General features: G+C 71.4%; 15 protein-coding genes. 8 read left to right on the top strand and 7 right to left on the bottom strand.

Features of this window, described 5'->3' with window-relative positions; genetic code table 11:
- The first annotated feature begins 3 nt into the window (after window positions 1–3).
- A complete protein-coding gene (locus ACZ6S0_RS24255) occupies window positions 4–1512 on the top strand; it encodes a sugar transferase (RefSeq protein WP_465921596.1) in 1509 nt (502 codons plus the stop codon).
- Here the strand turns inward: ACZ6S0_RS24255 and ACZ6S0_RS24250 are convergent.
- The 5 genes from ACZ6S0_RS24250 to ACZ6S0_RS24230 all read right to left on the bottom strand — a co-directional run bounded on the left by ACZ6S0_RS24250 (window position 1497) and on the right by ACZ6S0_RS24230 (window position 5906).
- Complete coding sequence (locus ACZ6S0_RS24250; RefSeq protein WP_465921595.1) at window positions 1497–1688, bottom strand: hypothetical protein; 192 nt, start codon at window positions 1686–1688, stop codon at window positions 1497–1499. The two genes, ACZ6S0_RS24255 and ACZ6S0_RS24250, sit on opposite strands and share 16 nt — an antisense overlap.
- A complete protein-coding gene (locus tag ACZ6S0_RS24245) occupies window positions 1688–2383 on the bottom strand; it encodes a class E sortase (protein WP_465921594.1) in 696 nt (231 codons plus the stop codon). The genes ACZ6S0_RS24250 and ACZ6S0_RS24245 overlap by 1 nt, the downstream gene beginning before the upstream one ends.
- Window positions 2380–3675, bottom strand: a complete 1296-nt coding sequence (locus ACZ6S0_RS24240) for an HtaA domain-containing protein (protein ID WP_465921593.1) — start codon at window positions 3673–3675, stop codon at window positions 2380–2382. The genes ACZ6S0_RS24245 and ACZ6S0_RS24240 overlap by 4 nt, the downstream gene beginning before the upstream one ends.
- A gap of 98 nt (window positions 3676–3773) precedes the next feature.
- On the bottom strand, window positions 3774–4352 hold the full coding sequence (locus tag ACZ6S0_RS24235; RefSeq protein WP_465921592.1) for a class F sortase: 579 nt from the start codon (window positions 4350–4352) through the stop codon (window positions 3774–3776).
- A gap of 369 nt (window positions 4353–4721) precedes the next feature.
- Window positions 4722–5906 carry a DUF6236 family protein gene (locus tag ACZ6S0_RS24230; protein WP_465921591.1) on the bottom strand — a complete coding sequence of 395 codons (1185 nt, stop codon included), beginning with the start codon at window positions 5904–5906 and terminating at the stop codon, window positions 4722–4724.
- Between the two features lie 214 nt (window positions 5907–6120).
- Here ACZ6S0_RS24230 and ACZ6S0_RS24225 point away from each other — a divergent pair, with 214 nt between their 5' ends.
- The 7 genes from ACZ6S0_RS24225 to ACZ6S0_RS24195 all read left to right on the top strand — a co-directional run bounded on the left by ACZ6S0_RS24225 (window position 6121) and on the right by ACZ6S0_RS24195 (window position 15583).
- The gene (locus tag ACZ6S0_RS24225) at window positions 6121–7296 is read left to right on the top strand and encodes a L,D-transpeptidase (RefSeq protein ID WP_465921590.1); all 1176 of its coding nucleotides are present in this window, start codon (window positions 6121–6123) and stop codon (window positions 7294–7296) included.
- Window positions 7297–7636: 340 nt separating this feature from the next.
- Window positions 7637–7726: a K(+)-transporting ATPase subunit F gene (kdpF, locus tag ACZ6S0_RS24220; RefSeq protein WP_465921589.1), complete on the top strand. Its 90-nt coding sequence runs from the start codon at window positions 7637–7639 to the stop codon at window positions 7724–7726.
- Window positions 7726–9387, top strand: a complete 1662-nt coding sequence (kdpA, locus tag ACZ6S0_RS24215; RefSeq protein WP_465921588.1) for a potassium-transporting ATPase subunit KdpA — start codon at window positions 7726–7728, stop codon at window positions 9385–9387. Before kdpF ends, kdpA begins: the two co-directional genes overlap by 1 nt.
- 1 nt (window position 9388) lies before the next feature.
- Complete coding sequence (gene kdpB / locus ACZ6S0_RS24210; protein ID WP_465921587.1) at window positions 9389–11518, top strand: potassium-transporting ATPase subunit KdpB; 2130 nt, start codon at window positions 9389–9391, stop codon at window positions 11516–11518.
- Window positions 11519–12379, top strand: coding sequence for a potassium-transporting ATPase subunit C (locus tag ACZ6S0_RS24205; RefSeq protein ID WP_465921586.1), 861 nt, complete (start codon window positions 11519–11521; stop codon window positions 12377–12379).
- A gap of 1 nt (window position 12380) precedes the next feature.
- The gene (locus ACZ6S0_RS24200) at window positions 12381–14918 is read left to right on the top strand and encodes a DUF4118 domain-containing protein (protein WP_465921585.1); all 2538 of its coding nucleotides are present in this window, start codon (window positions 12381–12383) and stop codon (window positions 14916–14918) included.
- Entirely contained in the window at window positions 14915–15583 is a 669-nt protein-coding gene (locus tag ACZ6S0_RS24195) for a response regulator (RefSeq protein ID WP_465921584.1), read from the top strand. Before ACZ6S0_RS24200 ends, ACZ6S0_RS24195 begins: the two co-directional genes overlap by 4 nt.
- A gap of 18 nt (window positions 15584–15601) precedes the next feature.
- Here the strand turns inward: ACZ6S0_RS24195 and ACZ6S0_RS24190 are convergent, their stop codons facing one another.
- Both ACZ6S0_RS24190 and ACZ6S0_RS24185 read right to left on the bottom strand, forming a co-directional pair.
- On the bottom strand, window positions 15602–15862 hold the full coding sequence (locus ACZ6S0_RS24190; protein WP_465921583.1) for a hypothetical protein: 261 nt from the start codon (window positions 15860–15862) through the stop codon (window positions 15602–15604).
- Window positions 15859–16890 carry an ABC transporter ATP-binding protein gene (locus ACZ6S0_RS24185; RefSeq protein ID WP_465921582.1) on the bottom strand — a complete coding sequence of 344 codons (1032 nt, stop codon included), beginning with the start codon at window positions 16888–16890 and terminating at the stop codon, window positions 15859–15861. The genes ACZ6S0_RS24190 and ACZ6S0_RS24185 overlap by 4 nt, the downstream gene beginning before the upstream one ends.
- Between the last annotated feature and the right edge of the window lie 6 nt (window positions 16891–16896).

The following is a 16896-nucleotide window of genomic DNA, read 5'->3' as shown; positions in this document are numbered from 1 at the left end:
CGCATGAGCACCACGCTCGACGTGTCGGTCGGCGGCCCGATCGCCAGGACGGACTGGGTGACCCGCTACCGGCGTCACGTGTTCTGGTGCGACCTCCTGGTGATCTGCCTGGCCGTGGTCTCGGGGTACTTCGGGAGGTTCGGCTGGCAGCCGCCGGTCATCGCGGGGGTTCCTTACGCGGTGGTCGGCGCGGCCTTCGTGGTCGCCTGGCTGTTCGCGCTGCAGCAGATGCGCTGCTACGACGGCAAGGTCCTCGGCCACGGCACCGACGAGTACCGCAGGGTCGCGACGGGCAGCCTGAACGTGGCGGCCTTCGTCGCCATCGGCTGCTACGTCGCCGACCTGCCCCTGGCCAGGGGCTTCGTGGCGATCACCTGGCCGCTCGGCACCGTGGGCATGCTGGCCGCGCGCCTGCTGGCGCGCAAGTTCCTGCACCGGCGCCGCGGGGAGGGCACCGCGTGGTCGCACCGGGTGCTGCTCGTGGGCACCGAGGACCACGTGCTGCACCTGCTGGGCCGGCTCAGGCGCGAGCCGTACGCCGGTTACGACGTCGTGGGCGCGTGCCTGCCCGATGCCTCCACCCTGCCCGGCATCTCCACCCTGCCTGACATATCCGCCCTAGCTGGCATGTCCGCCGTGCGGGGCATGTCCGCCCTGCCGGGCATCCCGGTCGTCGGCTCCACGGAGCGGATCCTGGAGACCGCCTCGCTGGTCGGCGCCGACATCGTCATGGTCGTCTCGGCGGCCGGGATCTCGCCCGACGCGCTGCGCGAGCTGGGCTGGGAGCTGGTGGGCACCGGCGTCGACCTGGTGGTGGCCCCCTCACTGACCGACGTGGCCGGGCCGCGCATCCACACCAGGCCCGTCGCCGGGCTGCCGCTGCTGCACGTCGAGGAGCCCGAGCTGGCCGGACCGCGGCGCGGCGTCAAGGACCTCCTGGAGCGCACGCTCGCCCTGGCCGCGCTGATCCTCCTGCTGCCCGCGTTCGCCGTCGTCGCCTGCTGGATCCGGCTGGACAGCCGGGGACCGGCGATCTTCAGGCAGGCGCGCGTGGGCAGGAACGGCCGGATCTTCACGCTCTACAAGTTCCGCTCGATGGTGGTGAACGCCGAGCGGGAGCGGCCCCGGCTGGACGGGCGCAACGAGAAGGACTCCGTCCTGTTCAAGATCCGGCGGGACCCCCGGGTGACCCGGGCGGGACGGTGGCTGCGCAGGTGGTCCGTGGACGAGCTGCCCCAGTTGCTCAACGTGGTCAAGGGCGAGATGGCCCTGGTCGGGCCGCGCCCGCCGCTGCCGTCGGAGGTGGCCCAGTATCCCCGGCACGTGGCCAGGCGGCTGCTGGTGCGTCCGGGGCTCACCGGGCTGTGGCAGGTCAGCGGCAGGGCCGAGCTGTCATGGGAGGACAGCGTCCGGCTCGACCTCTACTACGTGGAGAACTGGTCGATGACCGGAGACCTGGTCATCCTGTGGAAGACGGTCGGGGCCGTGCTGCGGGGTCACGGGGCGTACTGAAGGGGCTCGCGGTCCGGCGGCTGCTCCACGGTGACGTCCTCCAGGTTGAGCAGGCCGTCCACCAGCGGGAAGATCCCGAACCACAGCACCGCCAGCACCCCTGCGGTCAGGGCGACCGCCAGCGCCACCCGCACCGGCAGGCGTCCGGGCAGGCGGCGCCAGATCCACGCGTACATCAGGCGCGTCCCTTCTTCAACGCCGCCGGCCTGCCCTCGGACTTGGCCCGCTCCTCCACCAGCTCGGCGTGCACGATCAGCCGCTGGTAGTTCTGGAACTTGGGATTGCAGGTGGTCAGCGTGAGCATGGCCTTGGCGGGCGGATCGTCCGGGTGGTCGGGATTGGGCGCGACGACCTCGACGGCGGTGGGGGGCACCACGCGCTCGCGTACGACGCGGTAGACGTACCAGCCCGTCTTGGTCTCGGCCACGATCGCATCGCCCTTGCGCAGCCGGTCGAGGTCCCAGAACACCGAGGAGATCCGGTGGCCGGCGACGGCGACGTTCCCGATCTCGCCCGGCCGGGCCGTACGGGGGTAGTGGCCGGGCCCCTTGCGGAGGTCCGCCTGCGTCACGCCCTCGGTCACCGCCCACCGCCGGTCGAGTCTGGGGATGTGCAGCCTGGCCATCGGCTGGCCGGACACCGGGGTCTCCGCACCGGACGCCCAGCGCCGGTCCAGCTCGGCCCCCAGCTCGCGCTGCTCGGTGTCCATCTCCCACGCCTTGCCGTACACGGCGTAGGCGGCGAACAGCACCAGCAGCACCCCGCAGGTGAGCATCAGCTCACCGGCGAGCCGCGCCACCCGCAGGCGGCGCGGCTCCCAGACCTCCGGCTCCTCCTTCGCCAGGGTGGCGTGCTCGGCGGTACCCGTCACAGATCGTCTCCCAGGTAACCGGCTCTGCGGGAGGCACGCAGGGTGATCCCGCCGCCGACCATCAGGCCGAGGCCCACGGTCAGCAACGGCAGCACGTAGCCGTCGCCCGTCTTGGGCAGGGTGTCGTCGACGGACTCGCCGCCGGCGGGCGTGACCGACTCGAAGACCGTCCTGGTGGCCGGGGTGGACCTCCTCGGCGTGGACGTCGAGGTCGGGGTCGAGGTGGGCGAGTTGGTGGAGGTCGGCGTCGTGCTGGGCGAGCGCGACGGGGACGAGCTGGGCGTGTGCGACGGGCTGCCGCTCTCGCAGTTGCTGGGGGACGGGCTGGGCGAGGACGTGCCGCTGCCGCTCGGGCAGGGGGTCACGGCGTCGCCCCTGATCACGGTGAGGAGGTCGTCGAGCGCGTCCTGCTCGTAGGTGAGGCTGAAGGCCACGGGGGCGAGCGGGGCCCTCGTGCCGAACAGGCCGGACATCGCGTCGGCGACCTGCCGGCTGACGGCCGTGGGGGTGCCGGTCCAGGCGACGGTGCGCTTCTGCCGCTTGACGTCCGTCTGCTGCAGCGTCAGCAAGGCCACGTCGGTGGTGCCCAGGTGCATGGAGGTCGGGTACGCGGCCGGCGGCGACGGCTCGGACGACGGCGTCGGGCCGGCGACGCTCGGCGGGACGGGCGGCGGCGTCACCGTGCCCGGCACCGTCGCGGTCGGGCTCTGCGGAGTCGGAGTCGGGGAGAGCGGCTCTGTGACGGAGCCGCTCGGCGTGCCGGAGAGGGAGGGCGTCCCGGACGGGGTGCCCGGCGGCGCGGTGGTCGGGGGCACGGCTGTGGTCGAGGGCACGGTCGAGGGCGCGGTGGCGCCCGGTGGAGCCGGGGTGGGCTCCGTGGCCGGGGTACCGGAGGCGGTCGGCGGGGCCGTGACGGGGGGAGCCGGGTCCGACGGGGCGGGCGGGCCGCTGAACGCCAGCTCGGCGCGTAACGTCGACTCGCCGCCGTGGACCACGATCTCGGGGTCGGAGATGACCAGGCTGCTCTGCCCGCGGACGATGGTGACGCTGCCGCCGTATTTCGCCGTGGCCGTGCCGGTGCCGGTGTCGTACTCGCCGTCGACCATGGAGAAGACGAAGCGGCCCGTACCGTCCTGCACGACACCGCCCGACAGGGCGACGCGTACGTGCTCGTCGGCGAGGCCGTCGCTGACCGACCAGCGCAGCGTGCCGCCGGTCACCTCCCGAGGGCCGGGGTCGGACGTCGCCGCGACCGCCGCCACGGTCGCCACGCCGCCCGTGAACAATTGCACGAGTGCGATAACCAGAAGCCACCGGATGTGCCTCCGCCCGCGCTGCCGGCGAACGGTGGACGCGCCATTCATATCAATACCTCTAGCGAAGAGAGTGCTCAGGAATTTCCCTGGGAGCCGGCCGTTGCATAGACGATCAAATTGTCGGTGTGGCTTCCTGTTTTTCTGCTGTACACCCCCGCGCAGGTAATGAGGCGAAGCGCCGCGAACGGCACGTCCCCATAAACCCGCCCGGTCGGAAACCGCGATTTGGGCACCTGTTCGGAGTGGTCCACGGTGAACGTCACCGGCCCGCCCGCCGACCGCTCGATCGTGATCGTGTGGCCGGGACGGAGTTCGCGCAGCCTGGCGAAGACCGACGGGCCCCACCTCGTGCCGACGTGTCCCACGATCACCGCGGGTCCGGCCTCTCCTGGGGGCGGGCCGTACTTGTACCAGCCCGTCAGGTTGCGCGGGGAGAGCGGCGGCACCTCGATGGCGCCCGACCGCTGGAGCCCGACCTGTCCGACGGGCGCGTTCACCCCGATGGCCGGGATGAGGATCCGGGTGGGCACCGCGGTGACCGACGCGCCCGCGGGCACGGCGAGGACGCCGCTCCCGGCGAGGGCCAGCACGACGGCGGACAGGAGCAGCGCGATCCGCCGAGGCAACGCGTTTCGAGAGTGTTCTACGGGCATCCGCACGCCTCCTGGGAGTGCTCTGCACTGGTGCGGGAGAAAAGGCTTTCGACCGCCGGTTACGAGTGAGGGGGCAATGGGCTGCCTCGGGGTGTTCTGACCGCGAACCATGAGGCGAGAGGCGTACACCGGAGGAGGCCCAGGTTTCGCACGGCTGTCACGAAGGTGAACCCCACCGAGAAACCGGACTTCCGCCACGCAACAGGATGCCGCTCACGACTCCGGGCCGGTCCACGCCACGACCCCCGATCCGCGCCACGACCCCCTGGTCCGCGTCACAACCCCCTGGTCCGCGCCACAACCCCCTGGTCCGCGCCACGAGCCTCTGGTCCGCGCCACGAGCCAGGAGCGGCACGCCTCGACGTCCGTTCAGGGCGACTTCGGCCCCTTCCTGCCCAGCCCCTTGCGCGGAGCACGTGGCGCGGGCACGAGCTGCCGCGCGGCGGCGCGCACGCGTTCGGCCAGTCCGAGCGGATCGAGCCCCTCGTGCAACTGGTGCAGGTACGTCATCGGGGACTCGCGCAGCAGTTGGTCACGCAGCCGCCGCCGTTGCAGCGCCGCCGCCCACACGCCGAACGCGAACCCGCCCAGGCCGATCGCCGCGGCCTGCGCGGGGGACGGCTGGGTCGCCAGCACCGCGAGCGCGCCGGTCGCCACCGGCGGCGCGGCCGCCTGCACGTTGATCGCACCCCACAGGGTCTCCATGCCCCGGCCGCGCATGGCGCGCCGGAGGTCGTCGAGGGCGGGCTGGATCCGGGTCTCGAAGCGGGAGCGCAGGTGGTCGAGCAGGATCGCCTGGTCCCGGATGTCACCCAGCGTGGTGCTCTCGGCGACCATGGCGTCCACCGCGTCCCTGAACCTGGCGCGTTCCCCGGCGTACCGGTGCCGGAAGTCGACGATCCGGTCCACGGAGATCTCTTCGATGTCCCGTGGGAGCACGGCCGCCACGGACAGGTTGACCAGCAGCGCGGCCCGCTCGCCGGCCGCCGCCTCGGGCGCGGGCCGGTTGAGTACGCCCGCCACCAGCCGCCGCGCCCCGAGCCCCGACGCCGTCAGGTCGAACGCGTCGTCCGTCAGCGGGGCGGCGCCGTACGCGGGGGCGGCCAGTGACCCGAGCAGGAGCAGGTAGGCGCCGGCGAGACTCATGTGGAGCTGGATCCGCCCGGGCGCGGCGGGCGACCGGGTGGCGAGGTCCATCTCGGAGAGCCGCTCGACGAGCTGTGGTGAGGTCTTCCATTCCGCCAGTCCGGTGGCGAGACCGGGAAACTCGTGTCGTTCGAACCGCGGGGACGCGTAGCGCGACAGGTCGACGCCGTCGAGCGCCTTGAGCAGGCGCCTGGCCGCAGCCTGCACGTCACGCCGGCGGGGCACGGCGGGCCTGACGAACCCGTGGGCGACCAGACCCACCTCGGCCCCGAAGATGACCGGGAAGGAGTCTTCGTGGTCGTCGGCGTCGAAGCGGTAGAGCCGGTCCCAGTAGAGCGCGGTCAGCTTCAGCCACCTCTCGTCCCGGAAATGGACGTGCGGGTAGTACAGCCCGATCCATTCGCGCATGCTCCAGCTCTCCTCCCGGGTGGGTCCGGTGGGCCGCGATCGACACGAGGCCGCTCCTCCAGCATCCCCGCCGTAGCCGGGCGGATCACGCCGATTCCCACCAATCCCGACATCCCCGCATAGTTACGCTCCGTAGGGGGATAACACTCTCCGTACTATCAACAGGGTGCTTCGCCTGAAATATGCCGATTTGTCGGGGACTGGAGTCATCGAGATGCGGAACGGCGGGACCATAGTCGTCAGCACGTTCACGGCAGTGCTGCTCCTTGCCGTGGGCTGCACCTCGGGCGGCTCGAACCAGCCGCCCGCGCAGCCGCCGCCCGCCCAGGCGGCCAAGCTGTCCATCACCCCCGCCAACGGCACGACCAAGGTGCCCCCCGACACCTCGATCAGCGTCAAGGTCAGCGACGGCAAGGTCACCAGGCTGACCGTCGCGGACACCAAGGGGCGCGAGGTCAGCGGGACCACCGGCGCGGACGGGACGTGGCGGCCCACCTGGCCGCTGAAGCCGGCGACGGCGTACACGGTGCGCGCGCAGGCCACCGGCCTGGACGGCAAGCAGGTCATGGCGCAGTCCGAGTTCACCACGCTGAAGCCGAAGAACGTGCTGGAGACCGGCATGTCGCCGCTGGACGGCGAGAAGGTCGGCGTCGGGATGCCCATCCAGCTCATGCTGTCGAAGCCGGTGACCGCCCAGGCCGACCGGGCGGCGGTCGAGCGTTCGCTGGTCGTGCAGATGTCCAAGCCGGTCATGGGCGCGTGGAGCTGGGTCAGCGACCGGGAGGTGCAGTTCAGGCCGCGCGAGTACTGGCCGGCCGACCAGCAGGTCACGGTGGTCGCCCACCTGGCCGGGCTGCGGATCGGACGCAACCTGTGGGGCACCAAGGACCGCACCCTGAGCTTCACCGTCGGCCCCAAGCACATCACCAAGATCCGCAGCAAGTCCCACGAGGCCGTCGTGAGGGAGAACGACAAGGTCGTCAAGACCATCCCGGTCAGCCTCGGCAAGCGCGGCGACGAGAGCTGGTCCGGCATCATGATCGCCCAGGAGAAGGCCCCGACCACGCTCATGGACTCGGCCACCATCGGCCGGCCCGGGCTGTACTTCCACCGCACCAAGTGGAACGTCAGGCTGACCTACAGCGGCATGTTCTTCCACTCGGCCCCCTGGTCGACCGGCGACCAGGGACGCCGCAACGTCAGCCATGGCTGCGTGAACGCCAGCCCGTCGGACGCGCACTGGTTCTACAAGTTCACCCAGCGCGGAGACATCGTCGAGGTCACGGGCACGTCGCGCAAGCTCGAGTTCGGCAACGGGCCGACGCCGTGGGCCAAGACCTGGGAGGAATGGCTGGCGGGCAGCGCCATCGGCAAACCCGTCAACGCCTGACCGCACGCCCGTCAACGCCTGAACGACGGCAACTCGGACGAAGGCCCGCGCGTCGACCCCCGACCGCGCGGGCCTTCGTCCGCGCCTGCCCCCTGGCGAGGCACGAACGCCGCCACGTGTAGGAAGGCCGTCAATATTCACGCCACGGCCGTATGAAGTGCGTCAAGAACGACAAAACTCCCCATTCCTCATCGTTTGCTTGTGAGGCGGTCGCCCGACCAAGGGCGGCCGCGATCTCATCTTCGAACTGAGGAGTGGGGATGACTGACGTCATCTTCGTCGCCCTGACGATCGTGATCTTCGCGATCTTCGGGCTGGTCGTGAAGGCGGTGGAGCGGCTGTGAACGCCGTCAACGCCACCGGTCTGATCGTGGCCGCCGGACTGGTGGTCTTCATGGTGGTGGCCCTGCTGTTCCCGGAGCGCTTCTGATGAGCATGACCGCGGCAGGGATGATCTTCATCGTCTCCCTCATCGTCGCGCTGGCTCTGGTGCACAGGCCGCTCGGCGACTACATGTACCGGGTCTACTCCGGCACCCGGCACAACCCCGTCGAGCGCGGCGTCTACCGGCTGCTCGGCGTGCGCGCCGACGCCGAGCAGAGCTGGGGCGTCTACGCGCGCAGCCTGCTGGCCTTCTCGGTGATCTCGATCCTGGTCGTGTACGGCATCCAGCGCCTCCAGGACAAGCTGCCGCTGAGCCTGGGCATGGAGCCGGTCACCGACCACATCGCGTGGAACACCGCGATCAGCTTCGTCACCAACACCAACTGGCAGGCGTACTCGGGCGAGTCCACGATGGGCCACCTGACCCAGATGACCGCCCTGGCCGTGCAGAACTTCGTCTCGGCCGCGGTCGGCATGGCCGTGGCGATCGCGCTGGTGCGAGGCTTGGCCCGGCGCAGGGCCGACACGATCGGCAACTTCTGGGTGGACCTGGTACGCGGCTCGATCCGCATCCTGCTGCCCATCGCGTTCGTCGGCGCGCTGGTGCTGGTCGCCGGCGGGCTCGTCCAGAACTTCTCCGGCGTCCACGAGGTCACCACGCTGACCGGCGGCACCCAGGCGATCACCGGCGGGCCGGTGGCCTCGCAGGAGGTCATCAAGGAGCTGGGCACCAACGGCGGCGGCTTCTACAACGCCAACTCGGCCCACCCGTTCGAGAACGCGACGACGTGGACGAACTGGCTGGAGATCTTCCTGATCCTGGCGATCCCGTTCTCGCTGCCGCGTACGTTCGGCAAGCTGGTCGGCCAGGTCCGCCAGGGGTACGCGATCCTCGCCGTGATGGGCGTGATCGCGCTGGCCAGCATCCTGCTCACCAACGTGTTCGAGCTGAGCGGCAACGCGACCGTGCCGCAGGCCGTGGGCGCGGCGATGGAGGGCAAGGAGGTCAGGTTCGGCATCTCCAACTCGGCGACGTTCGCCGCCTCCACCACGCTGACCAGCACCGGCGCGGTCAACTCCTTCCACGACTCCTACACGCCGTTCGGCGGCATGATGACGCTGTTCAACATGATGCTCGGCGAGGTCGCGCCCGGCGGTGTCGGCGCCGGCCTGTACGGCATGCTGATCCTGGCGGTGATCACGGTGTTCGTGGCCGGGCTGATGGTCGGCCGCACGCCCGAATACCTGGGCAAGAAGATCGGCGCGCGCGAGATCAAGCTGGCCTCGCTGTACTTCCTGGTGACCCCGGTGCTGGTGCTGATCGGCACGGCGTTCGCCATGGGGTCGGAGGAGCAGCGCGCGAGCATGCTGAACTCGGGCCCGCACGGCCTGTCGGAGGTCCTCTACGCCTTCACCAGCGCCTCGAACAACAACGGCTCCGCCTTCGCGGGCATCACGGTCAACACCCCCTGGTACGACGTGGCGCTCGGCCTGTGCATGGTGTTCGGCCGGTTCCTGCCGATCATCCTGGTGCTGGCGCTGGCCGGTTCGCTGGCGGCGCAGTCGCCCGTTCCCGAGGGCGCGGGCACGCTGCCGACCCACCGGCCGCAGTTCGTCGGCATGGTCGTCGGGGTGACGATCATCCTGGTCGCCCTCACCTTCCTCCCGGCCCTCGCGCTCGGCCCCATCGCAGAAGGACTGTCCTGATATGTCAACCCCCGTGCTCGAAGCGACGCCGGGTCAAGCTCCCGCGCCGAAGCGCGACGACCGCGTGGGCGGCGGACTGCTGGACCCCAGGCAACTCATCACCTCACTGCCGGACGCGCTGAGGAAGCTCAACCCGGTCACGCTGTGGCGCAACCCCGTCATGTTCATCGTCGAGATCGGCGCGGTCTTCACCACCGTCCTGGCGGTCACCGACCCGTCGTTCTTCGCCTGGGCCATCGCGGTGTGGCTGTGGCTGACCGTCGTCTTCGCCAACCTGGCCGAGGCCGTGGCCGAGGGCCGAGGCAAGGCGCAGGCCGCCACCCTGCGCAAGGCCAAGACCGACACCCAGGCCCGCAGGCTGGCCGACCCGGCCGACCCCACGAGGTGGGAGGCCATCCGGGCGCCCGAGCTGCGACAGGGCGACCACGTGATCGTGGAGGCCGGGGAGATCATCCCCGGCGACGGCGACGTGGTCGAGGGCATCGCGAGCGTGGACGAGTCGGCGATCACCGGCGAGTCGGCCCCCGTGATCCGCGAGTCGGGCGGCGACCGCTCCGCCGTCACCGGCGGCACCAAGGTGCTGTCCGACCAGATCATCGTCCAGATCACCCAGAAGCCCGGCGAGAGCTTCGTCGACCGGATGATCGCCCTCGTGGAGGGCGCGAACCGGCAGAAGACGCCGAACGAGATCGCGCTCAACATCCTGCTCTCCGCCCTGACCATCATCTTCCTGGTCGCCACCGTCACCATGCAGCCCCTGGCGATCTACTCCAAGCTCACCAACCCCGGCGTGCCCGACTCCCTCGCCCTCGACGGGAACGGTGTCACCGGCGTCGTCCTGATCTCGCTGCTGGTCTGCCTGATCCCGACCACGATCGGCGCGCTGCTGTCGGCCATCGGCATCGCCGGGATGGACCGGCTCGTCCAGCGCAACGTCCTGGCCATGTCGGGGCGGGCGGTCGAGGCGGCCGGGGACGTGTCCACGCTGCTGCTGGACAAGACCGGCACCATCACACTGGGCAACCGTCAGGCGGCCGAGTTCGTCCCCGTGAAGGGGGTCAGCGAGGCCGACCTGGCCGAGGCGGCCCAGTTGTCCAGCCTGGCGGACGAGACCCCGGAGGGCCGTTCGATCGTGGTGTTCGCCAAGCAGCGCCACGGCCTGCGCGAGCGCCGGCCGGGCGAGCTGGCGCACGCCGAGTGGGTGCCGTTCACCGCGCAGACCCGCATGTCGGGGGTGAACCTGGACGGCCGGCAGGTGCGCAAGGGCGCCGCGACCGCGGTGATGAAGTGGGTGCGCGACGCCGGCGGCCACCCCACCGAGGAGGTCGGCGACCTGGTGGACGGCATCTCCGCCTCCGGCGGCACCCCGCTGGTGGTCGCGGAGCGGGGCCGCGTCCTGGGCGTGATCCACCTCAAGGACGTGGTCAAGGAGGGCATGCGGGAGCGCTTCGACGAGATGCGCCGCATGGGCATCAGGACCGTCATGATCACCGGTGACAACCCGCTGACCGCCAAGGCCATCGCGGACGAGGCCGGGGTCGACGACTTCCTCGCCGAGGCCACCCCGGAGGACAAGCTCGCGCTCATCAGGAAGGAGCAGGAGGGCGGCCGGCTGGTCGCGATGACCGGCGACGGCACCAACGACGCCCCCGCCCTGGCCCAGTCGGACGTCGGCGTGGCCATGAACACCGGCACCTCCGCCGCCAAGGAGGCCGGGAACATGGTCGACCTGGACTCCAACCCGACCAAGCTCATCGAGATCGTCGAGATCGGCAAGCAGCTCCTCATCACCAGAGGCGCGCTGACCACGTTCTCCATCGCCAACGACATCGCGAAATACTTCGCGATCATCCCGGCCATGTTCGCCGCCGTCTACCCGGGCCTCGACGCCCTCAACGTCATGCGCCTGGCCAGCCCCCAGTCCGCGATCCTGGCCGCGGTGATCTTCAACGCGGTGGTCATCGTCGCGCTGATCCCGCTGGCGCTGCGCGGCGTCCGCTACCGCCCGTCCAGCGCGTCCAAGCTGCTGTCGCGCAACCTGTACGTCTACGGGCTGGGCGGCATCATCGCCCCCTTCATCGGCATCAAAGTCATCGACCTGCTGATCCAGTTCCTTCCGGGGATGTCATAAATGGAACGCCTGCCAAGCTGGGTCCGCCAGCACCTCGCCGCGCTGCGCGCGGTCGCCGTCCTGACCGTGCTGCTCGGCCTGATCTATCCGCTGGTCACGACCGGCGTCGCCCAGGCGCTGTTCAACGACCACGCCAACGGCTCGATCGTCCAGAAGGACGGGAAGGACGTGGGCAGCTCGCTCATCGGCCAGTCCTTCACCGACGCCGACGGCAACCCGGTCAGGACGTACTTCCAGTCCCGCCCGTCGGCGGCCGGCGACGGCTACGACCCGACCTCCACCAGCGCGAGCAACCTCGGCCCTGAGGACGTCCTGGACGTGCTGCCGGTGCCCGGCGCCAAGGACGAGGAGGGCAACCCGGACGAGGGCAGGCAGTCGCTGCTCACTCAGGTCTGCGCCCGCTCGAAGGCGGTCGGTGAGCTGGAGGGCGTCAGCGGCGCCCGGCCGTACTGCACTGCCGACGGGGTCGGCGCGGTGCTGAAGGTCTTCCCCGACCGCGCCGTCAGCGTCAACCAGGCGTGCCCGGCCGCCCCGTTCGTCGCGACCTATGACGGCAGGCCCGTCGAGTGCGGCAAGCCGGGCGAGGACTACGCCGCGGGCCGCACCGTCCCGGTCCGCGGGAACGCGGAGACGCCCGCGGTCCCCGCCGACGCGGTCACGGCCAGCGGCTCCGGCCTCGACCCGCACATCTCCGTGGCCTACGCCGAACTCCAGGCACCCCGGGTGGCCAGGGAACGCGGCCTGCCCGTCGAGCGGGTCCAGTCGTTGATCGGCGAGCACACCACCGGCCGGGCGCTCGGTTTCATGGGCGAGCCCGCCGTCAACGTGCTCGAACTCAACCTGTCCCTCGACAGAGGCTGACGTGCGGGGGCGGCTGCGGGTCTACCTCGGGGCGGCGCCCGGGGTCGGAAAGACGTACGCGATGCTCGGCGAGGGCCGCCGCGCCCTCGAACGCGGCCGGGACGTGGCCGTGGGCTTCGTCGAGACCCACGGCCGCCCCCGCACCGCCGCCCTCCTCGATGGCATGGAACTGATCCCCCGCCAGACCATCGTCTACCGCGGGGCCACCTTCACCGAACTCGACGTCGAGGCCGTCATCCGGCGCGCGCCCAAAGTGGCGCTGATCGACGAGCTGGCCCACACCAACGTGCCCGGCTCCAAGAACGTCAAGCGCTGGCAGGACATCGACGAGATCCTCGACGCCGGGATCGACGTCATCTCCACCGTCAACATCCAGCACCTGGAATCGGTCAACGACGTCGTCCAGGAGATCACCGGCGTCCCGCAACGGGAGACCGTACCCGACGAAGTGGTCAGGCGGGCCGACCAGATCGAGCTGGTGGACATGTCTCCGGAGGCCCTGCGCCGCAGGATGGCGCACGGCAACGTCTACGCCCCGGAAAAGGTCAGCGCGGCCATGGCGAACTACTTCCGCGTCGGCAACCTCACCGCCCTGCGCGAGCTGGCCCTGCTCTGGGTCGCGGGGCGGGTGGACGACCAGCTCGACCGCTACCGGGCCGAGCACGGCATCGCCACCACCTGGGAGACCCGCGAACGCGTGGTCGTCGCCCTCACCGGCGGCCCGGAAGGCGACACCCTGGTACGCAGGGCCGCCCGCATCGCCGCCCGCACCAAGGGCGCCGACCTCCTGGCCGTCCACGTGACCAGCGCCGACGGGCTGGCCGGGGCCGACCCGGCCAACCTGGCCCGCCAGCGCACGCTCGCGGAGAGCATGGGCGGCACCTACCACCAGGTCGTCGGCGACGACATCCCGCGCGCGCTGCTCGACTTCGCCCGCGGCGTCAACGCCACCCAGCTCGTCCTCGGCGCCTCGCGCAGGGGCCGCTTCGCCCAGATCATCTCGCGCGGCGTCGGAGTCGAGACCACGGCCAGGTCCGGCTCGATCGACGTGCACCTCGTCACCCACGAGGAGGCCAAGAAGGGACGGCGGCGGCCGGAACGCTCCCGGGCCGCGCTGACCCGCAAACGGCGGCTGAGCGGCTGGGCCGTGGCGGTGGCCGGCATGCCGGCGCTGACCGCCGCGCTCGTGCCGTTCCGCGACGTGCTGCAGCTCCCCAGCGAGATCCTGCTCTTCCTGTGCCTGGTCGTGTGCGTCGCGCTGATCGGCGGCATGTGGCCGGCCATCGTCGCGGCCGTGGGCGGGTCGCTGCTGCTCAACTGGTTCTTCACGCCGCCCGTCGGGCAACTGACCATCGCCGATCCGGAGAACCTGCTGGCGTTGATCGTGTTCGTCCTGGTCGCGGTGGCGGTGAGCACGATCGTGGCGGTGGCGGCCCGGCGTACCCGTCAGGCCGCCCGCGCGAGCGCCGACGCCGAGGTGCTGTCCACGCTGGCCGGGCACGTGCTGCGCGGCGAGGCGGCCCTGCCCTCGCTGCTGGCGCGGCTGCGCGAGACATTCGGGCTCGACTCGGTCACCCTGCTCGAACGCGCCGGCGAGCCAACCCCTGACGACCAGGCCGAGCCCGAGTCCTGGCGCATCATCGCCACCTCGGGCGCCGCCCCCTGCACCGCGCCCGCCGCCGCGGACACCGACGTGGTGATCAGCGACGACCTGGTGCTCGCCGCCCGCGGCCGGCTGATGGACGCCAGCGACCGGCGGGTGCTCGAAGCCTTCGCCGCCGAGGCCGCCGTCGCGCTGCGCCAGGAACGACTCCAGGAGGAGGCGGAACGCGCCAAACCCCTGGCCAAGGCCGACAGGATGCGTACCGCGCTGCTCGCCGCCGTCAGCCACGACCTGCGCACCCCGCTGTCGGCCGCCAAGGCCGCCGTCGAGAGCCTGCGCAACCACGACATCACCTGGACGCCCGAGGACCGGGACGAGTTGCTCGCCACCGCCGACGAATCCCTGATCCGGCTGGACCGCCTGGTGGAGAACCTGCTCGACATGAGCCGCCTGCAGGCCGGCGTCCTCGGCCTGGCGCTCGAACCCGTCGCCCTGGAAGAGGTCGTGCCCCGGGCGATCGACGACCTCGGAGCCCTGCGCGACCGCGTCGAGGGCGACATCTCCGTCGACCTGCCCGACATCGTCGCCGACCCGGCGCTGCTGGAACGGGTGCTGGTCAACCTCATGGCCAACGCCGTCCGCCACAGCCCTGCCGGCGTGCAGGTGCTGATCACCGGCAGCCGCCACGACGACGAGGTGGAGCTAAGGGTGATCGACCGCGGCCCCGGCATCCCGCCCGAGGACCACGAGCGGGTCTTCCTGCCCTTCCAGCGGCTCGGTGACCGCGACAACGGCACCGGCGTCGGCCTCGGCCTGGCCCTCTCTCGCGGGCTCACCGAGGCCATGGGCGGCACTCTCGTACCCGAGGAGACACCAGGGGGAGGTCTCACGATGATCGTCAGCATGCCGGTCCACTCCAGGGTGGTGACACCATGACCAAGGTCCTCGTCGTCGACGACGAACCGCAGATCCTGCGCGCGCTGCGCATCAACCTGTCCGCCCGCCAGTACGAGGTCGCCGTCGCCGCCGACGGCTCGGCCGCGCTGCGTCAGGCCGCCGAGTGGCACCCCGACCTGGTCGTGCTCGACCTCGGGCTGCCCGACATCGACGGCATCGACGTCATCCACGGCCTGCGCGGCTGGACCAGGGTCCCCATCGTCGTGCTGTCCGGCCGGGCCGGCAACCAGGACAAGATCCACGCCCTGGACGCCGGCGCCGACGACTACGTGACCAAGCCGTTCGGCATCGAGGAGTTCCTGGCCCGCATCCGCGCCGTCTCCCGCCGCGCCAGCATCCAGGAGGCCGAGCTGGCCAGCATCCAGCTCGGCGGCCACACCGTCGACCTGGTCAGCAAGACCGTCTCCGACGGGCTGCGGCTCACCCCCACCGAATGGCACATCCTGGAGATCCTGCTGCGCAACCCCGGCAAGCTCATCCCCCAGCGCTACCTGCTGACCGAGGTCTGGGGCAGCAAGCACGTCAAGGAGACCCACTACCTGCGCCAGTACATGGCCCAGCTCCGCAAGAAGCTCGAACGCGACCCCGCCCGTCCGCGGCACCTGATCACCGAACCCGGGATGGGCTACCGCTACACCCCGTGACCCCTGTCGCGCTACCGGTCAGGAGTCGGGGCCGCCGCACGAGCGGGGCGGGTCGGCCCAGTGCAGGGCGACGTACGGCTCGGCCTGGCCGCAGTAGCGCACGCGCTCCCTGGTGATGCGGTAGCGGGCGTGCGCCTGGGGCTGGCCGGGCGCGCGGCACGGCACGGGGACGGTCAGGATGCCGATGTCCTGGTCGATGTGGGTGAGCAGGCCGTGGCAGGGGCCGCCGAGACAGATGGCGTTGCAGTCGTGGCCGGCGCGGGCCTCTCCGGCGTTCATGCGGGGTAGGCGTGGGTCTCGGTGGCCTTGACCGAGGCCCAGACCTGCCGGCCGGGGGTCAGGTCGAGGTCGGCGACGGCGGCGGGGGTGATGTCGGCGAAGGCGGCGACGGGGCCGTCGAGGTGCACGCGGACGTTGTCGCCGTGCCGTTCGATGCCGTCGACCCGCGCCTGCCAGAGGTTGCGCGGGCTGCCGTCGGGACGCGCCCGGTACAGCGCCACGGCCGCGGGCGGGAAGGCGACGAACGCGGCCCCGTCGAGGTGCTCGGAGGTCTGCAGCAGCAGCTCGCCCACCTTGACCCGGGCCCCGTCGGCCACCCCGCGATACAGGTTGAGCCCGACGAGCCGGGCGACGTAGTCGGTACGGGGCCGCCGGGCGACCTCCGCAGGAGCGCCCTGCTGGACCATCGTGCCGTTCTCGATGACGATCAGCCGGTCGGCCAGCACCATGGCGTCGAGCGGGTCGTGGGTGACCAGGACGGTGACGCCGTCGAAGTCGGCCAGGTGGCGGCGCAGATGCGAGCGGATCTCCAGCCGGGTGTGGGCGTCGAGCGCGGCCAGCGGCTCGTCCAGGAGCAGCAGCTCGGGCCGTACGGCCAGCGCGCGGGCGAGCGCGACCCGCTGGGCCTGGCCGCCGGACAACTGCCGGGGCCTGGCGGCGGCGCGCTCCGCCAGGCCGACGCGCTCCAGCAGCGCGGCGGCGACGGCGCGGGCCTCGGCCTTGGGCACGCCCTGGCAGCGCGGCCCGAAGGCGACGTTGTCGAGCGCCGTCAGGTGCGGGAAGAGCAGGTAGTCCTGGAAGACCATGCCGATCGGGCGGCTCTCGGCGGGCAGGGTGTGCAGCGGGGCGCCGTGCAGGCTGATGTGCCCGCCCGACAGGGAGGTCAGCCCGGCCAGGGCGCGCAGGGCGGTAGTCTTGCCCGCGCCGTTGGGGCCGAGCAGCGCCACCACCTCGCCCGGCCGGACGTCGAGCGCGAGGTCGAGGGTGAAGGCGGGCCGGGTGACCAGCAGCCGGGCGTCGAGGGTCATGACCCG

Source organism: Nonomuraea sp. NPDC051298, from assembly GCF_055586305.1.
This window is presented reverse-complemented; position numbering and strand designations above follow the sequence as displayed.